The following is a 5240-nucleotide window of genomic DNA, read 5'->3' as shown; positions in this document are numbered from 1 at the left end:
CACCTTTGCGTTTTTCCGCAACGGTTGCAAATTCATTCCCAAAATCAAGCCCAAAAGATTAAGACCTTGCCCCTTTTCAAAAAGGGGCAAGGTCTTAATCTTTTGGGCTTGATTTTGGGAATGAATTTGCAACCGTTGCGGAAAAACGCAAAGGTGAAAATGTCATTTCTGCACTAGGAAAAAGCAACAGCTGCAAGCGGTGATTTTTTTGCCTTTGACTTTGGGAATCTGGCATGAGCCAGGTTCTTGTTCTGACCCTCGGAGAGCACACCTTTACGAATGTAAAGTATAGTGTGTTATACTTTACATGGAAGTTGACCGAAAACAGGTACACGTTTGTACCTCGTGAATGGAGCTGAAAAATGATGAGCTATGCAGTTTGTAGAATGCAAAAAATGAAGTCCCATGATTTAAAAGGGATTCAATTTCACAATCAAAGAGAGCGGGAAAGTAAGACGAACCCCGATATTGATAAAGACAAATCAAATGAAAATTACGATTTTATAAATGATGGAAATATTGATTATAACGAGCGAGTAAAAGAAATTATTGAATCACAAAAAACGGGTATAAGAAAAACCCGAAAAGATGCGGTACTGGTAAATGAATTGTTGGTGACATCTGGGAGAGAATTTTTTGAGGGACTAGATTCTGCAGAACAAAAAAGATTTTTTGAGGAAAGTTTCAAACTTTTTTCGGAGCGATACGGTGAGCAAAATATCGCTTATGCGACGGTTCATCATGACGAAAAAACACCTCATTTACATATTGGAGTTGTTCCGATGCGTGACGGAAAACTACAAGGAAAGAACGTTTTTAATCGACAGGAATTGATTTGGATTCAAGACAAATTTCCTGAGCATATGCAAAAACTTGGATTTGATTTGGAGCGAGGGGAAAAGGGTTCAAAGCGTGAGCATATCGAAACACAAACGTTTAAAAAACAAACCTTGGAAAAAGAAATTGATTTTCTAGAAAAGGATCTTACTAGCAAAAAAGATGAATTGACTGGATATAGCGAAAGAGTGGAGTCTGATTTAATAGTTCCAGTGAGACGACAAATGAAAAATATTGAAGTGCCGACTGGCGAGAAAGCTCTGTTTGGTTTAGGTAAGGAAATAACAAAGACAGAAAGAAAGCCAACTGAAAATGTAATCATTTTAAGAACAGATTATAAAAAGTTGGTTACTGCTGCTCAAGATAATGAAAAGTTAAAAACACATTTAAAAAATATATTAAATACCGATATGGCGAAAGAAAATATAGGCTTGCGCAAGCAGAATGAAGTAGTGAAAGAGAAATACAATGATCTTGTTCAGAGATTTAATTCAAATATTGAAGATTATAATGAGTTGGTTGAAGAAAATAGGTCGTTAAAAGGTCGTGTGAGCGATTTAAAGGCTGAAATAGGATTAGTTTATAAAAGTGCGAAAGAGTTTTTAAGGGATCGCACAGACAACGTGAGAGCCTTTAAGAAGGTTTTTGGTGAGTTGGTGGACAAGATAAGGGAAAAAACAACTGGAAGCGAATTTGAACGATTACACAAGCGTGAAAAGGCTCGTGAGCGAAATAATGATATGAGTAGATAAAAAAAGAACCTTCGAAGGTTCTTTTTGTTTTTGTCTTTTGGGATTTTGAACTTGATCTTAAAGGATTTTGATCTTGGTTTTGAGCGTAGCGAAAAACGGTTCTTTCTTATCTTGATACTACTAGAAATAACGTCATTATTTTTAGGTTGTTTTTTTAGGATTTAAAACTAGTGTTGGCGAGGGTTTAAGTGGTATTTTACTCTTAAAAATCGGTTGAAAATTTTTTGCATAATAAAAGCCCCTGTGTTAAAGTTTTAATTGACTAAGATCAAAACTAAATAACATGGGGGCTTTTTATATGCGTTTTCAAAATTCTATAGATAATCATAGCACAAATGCACCAAAGGAATCAAATGTATTTTTTGACAAAACAAAAACGGGGAAAACTAGACCGTGGCGAGAAAGAAAGATTGATAGTGTAAGTTATTCTGAACTTTTGTTTATACTAGAATTTAAGAAAGCTGAACGTGTCAAGGATTGCGGTGTTATTTTGCAGTTTAAAGCAAACGATACAGGTCACTTGAAATTATATAAAGCGTGGTTTTGTAAATCCAAACTTTGTTCATTATGCAATTGGAGGAGAGCCATGAAACATTCTGCTCAAAGTAAAACAATCATAACTGAAGTTATGAAGCGAAAACCTAGTTGTCGATGGTTGTTCTTCACCTTTACTGTTAAAAATGTTTATGACGGTGAAGAATTAAATAAAAGTCTTTCTGATATGGCAAGGGGCTTCAGAAAAATGGTCCAATACAAAAAAGTTGATAGTAATTTAATCGGCTTTATGAGGACTACCGAGGTCACGGTCAATAAAAAAGACAACTCCTATAATCAACATATCCATGCAATGATGTGCTTTGAAAGTAGTTATTTTAGAAGCAAAAAAAATTATATTACTCATAAAGAATGGCAAGCGTTTTGGAAAAAGGCTATGAAACTAGACTATGATCCAAATGTTTTTGTTACTGCAATTAAATCTAAAGTTTCTTCTGAACAGGACAAGCAAGCGATTGAAACAGCAGTAAATGAAACTGCTAAATACTCCGTTAAATCTGATGATTATTTAACAGATGACGAGGAACGGAATTTGCAAATCGTTAAGGATTTGGAAGAGGGTTTGTTCCGTAAACGACTGATTTCATACGGTGGATTGTTGAAGGAAATACACAAAGAATTAAATTTAGATGATGCAGAAGATGGCGATTTGGTAAAAGTGAATGAAGAAAATGATGATGAAAAAGAAGATGAAGGCTTTACAGTCACAGCAATGTGGAACTGGAACAGGCAAAATTATTATATAAAAAATGATTGATAAAGGGGTCATGAAAATTGAAGATTAGTAGAAAAGCTGAATCGGAAATCCCCGAATTTTCTAGCCATGAGTTAGCCCGTGAATATTTTAAAAACAGGTATGGAAATCATTTTGTGATGATGAATTCTGAAATGATTGGTGACGAAAAAGTTTATTTTTATAGTTTGATCTTGGACAGAAAAGTTTTTGAAGATGGACAAAAGCAAATGGTGAAAGATGGTTTCATGGTTGACGCATTAAATTTTATGAATAGTTATCAGCCAGTGGAAATTTTTGAAGATGGTCGGATACATATAATTCATTGAAAATTAGAGTGGTTGTTCAACAAACGGGCCATTTAACGGAATAAGTGATGAAAACTGAATTTAAAACTTAGTCTGTATGTGGTAAAATGTTTCAATCAAGATTAGGAGGCATTAATTATGAAGTGCAATGAATGTAACAGGGTTCAATTAAAAGAGGGAAACGTATCATTAGCCCTATAAACTGCGTCTACCCTCATTATTGGAGGGCGAAATGTGAATACGTCTTATTCACAATCAAATTTACGACACAACCAAATTTTAATTTGGCTTTGCGTTCTATCTTTTTTTAGCGTATTAAATGAAATGGTTTTGAACGTCTCATTACCTGATATTGCAAATGATTTTAATAAATCACCGGCGAGTACAAACTGGGTGAACACAGCCTTTATGTTAACCTTTTCTATTGGAACAGCTCTATATGGAAAGCTATCTGATCAGCTAGGCATTAAAAGGTTACTCCTATTTGGGATTATAATAAATTGCTTCGGATCGGTAATTGGGTTTGTTGGACATTCTTTTTTTCCCATACTTATTCTGGCTCGATTTATTCAAGGAGCTGGTGCAGCTGCATTTCCAGCACTCGTGATGGTTGTAGTTGCGCGCTATATTCCAAAGGAAAATAGGGGTAAAGCGTTTGGTCTTATTGGCTCCATAGTAGCTATGGGAGAAGGTATCGGTCCAGCTATTGGTGGAATGATAGCTCATTTTATCCATTGGTCTTATCTTCTGCTCATTCCAATGATGACAATTATCACTGTTCCGTTCCTTATTAAATTGTTGAAAAAAGAAGTAAGGATAAAAGGTCATTTTGATATTGTAGGAATTATACTAATGTCAGTGGGCATTGTATTTTTTATGCTGTTTACAACATCTTATAACATTTCTTTTCTGATCATCAGTATTCTGTCATTCCTGATATTTGTAAAACATATTAGGAAAGTAACAGAACCTTTTGTTGAACCTGCACTGGGGAAAAATATTTCTTTTATAATTGGTGTCCTTTGTGGAGGACTTATATTTGGTACAGTAGCAGGGTTTATCTCTATGGTTCCTTACATGATGAAAGATGTACATCAACTAAGTACTGCTGCAATTGGCAGTGTGATTATTTTCCCTGGAACAATGAGCGTTATTATCTTCGGTTACATTGGTGGATTACTTGTTGATAGAAAAGGTCCATTGTACGTGTTAACCATTGGAGTTACATTTCTTTCCGTTAGCTTTTTAATTGCTGCCTTTTTTTTAGAAGTAACACCATGGTTACTGACAATTATATTAGTTTTTGTTTTTGGTGGGCTGTCATTCACCAAAACAGTTATATCTACAATTGTTTCAAGTAGTTTGAAACAAAAGGAAGCTGGTGCCGGAATGAGTTTGCTTAATTTTACCAGTTTTTTATCAGAGGGAATAGGTATTGCAATTGTTGGTGGTTTATTATCTGTACGCTTACTGAATCAGAAGTTGCTACCTATGGACCTTGATCAATCCACTTATTTGTATAGTAATATGCTATTCCTTTTTACAGGAGTCGTTGTTACTAGTTGGCTGATCACCTTGAATGTATATAAACGAAGACAAATTCAATTTAAAAGTTGAATACCAGAGATAAATTAAATGACTTCTAGCTTTCTTAAGCAATCGGGCGCGATTGTTGAGTAAGGAAAATAAGAAATAAGATACAGAAGATACGAGAGATTGTTCTCGTGTCTTTTTTTATTCAGTGGTTTTTTCCGTTAAAATTTGCAAGGCGACAGCTACTAAATTTTAGTATCTTGCTGAGTATGGCTGTCGGCCAATATCCAGCAACGGAAAAATGGGAATCGTCAAGGGGGAAAGGGTGGAGATTTTTCAGCGTAGCGTTTTGAAAAATACTACCCGTACCTTGATGATTCCCAAACGGTTATCGAGCCAACTTGCTGAGGTTGCAAGAGGCTGTTTTGGTGTTTGCCCCTTTTCAAAAAGGGGCAAGGTCTTAATCTTTTGGGCTTGATTTTGGGAATGAATTTGCAACCGTTGCGGAAAAACGCAAAGGTG

6 protein-coding genes are annotated in these 5240 nt (G+C 35.2%); 5 read left to right on the top strand and 1 reads right to left on the bottom strand.

Annotation, left to right across the window (positions count from 1 at the left end):
• The first annotated feature begins 365 nt into the window (after window positions 1–365).
• The 5 genes from mobV to tet(L) all read left to right on the top strand — a co-directional run bounded on the left by mobV (window position 366) and on the right by tet(L) (window position 4802).
• Window positions 366–1589: a MobV family relaxase gene (mobV, locus tag HF876_RS18585; protein WP_027131475.1), complete on the top strand. Its 1224-nt coding sequence runs from the start codon at window positions 366–368 to the stop codon at window positions 1587–1589.
• A gap of 298 nt (window positions 1590–1887) precedes the next feature.
• Window positions 1888–2901 carry a protein rep gene (locus HF876_RS18580; protein WP_141691195.1) on the top strand — a complete coding sequence of 338 codons (1014 nt, stop codon included), beginning with the start codon at window positions 1888–1890 and terminating at the stop codon, window positions 2899–2901.
• Window positions 2902–2918: 17 nt separating this feature from the next.
• Window positions 2919–3206: a hypothetical protein gene (locus tag HF876_RS18575; protein WP_027131473.1), complete on the top strand. Its 288-nt coding sequence runs from the start codon at window positions 2919–2921 to the stop codon at window positions 3204–3206.
• 117 nt (window positions 3207–3323) lie between these two features.
• Complete coding sequence (locus tag HF876_RS19410; RefSeq protein ID WP_013762478.1) at window positions 3324–3386, top strand: tetracycline resistance efflux system leader peptide; 63 nt, start codon at window positions 3324–3326, stop codon at window positions 3384–3386.
• Between the two features lie 33 nt (window positions 3387–3419).
• Window positions 3420–4802, top strand: coding sequence for a tetracycline efflux MFS transporter Tet(L) (gene tet(L) / locus HF876_RS18565; protein WP_068450235.1), 1383 nt, complete (start codon window positions 3420–3422; stop codon window positions 4800–4802).
• A gap of 252 nt (window positions 4803–5054) precedes the next feature.
• Here the strand turns inward: tet(L) and HF876_RS18795 are convergent.
• Window positions 5055–5240, bottom strand: a 186-nt coding sequence (locus tag HF876_RS18795) for a hypothetical protein (RefSeq protein ID WP_205964181.1), incomplete at its 5' end; no start/stop codon positions are given.

Origin of the sequence: Psychrobacillus sp. BL-248-WT-3 (assembly GCF_012843435.1) — a bacterium.
Lineage (GTDB): Bacteria > Bacillota > Bacilli > Bacillales_A > Planococcaceae > Psychrobacillus.
The sequence above is the reverse complement of the archived record's forward strand: the minus strand, read 5'-3'. Positions and strand labels throughout refer to the sequence as shown.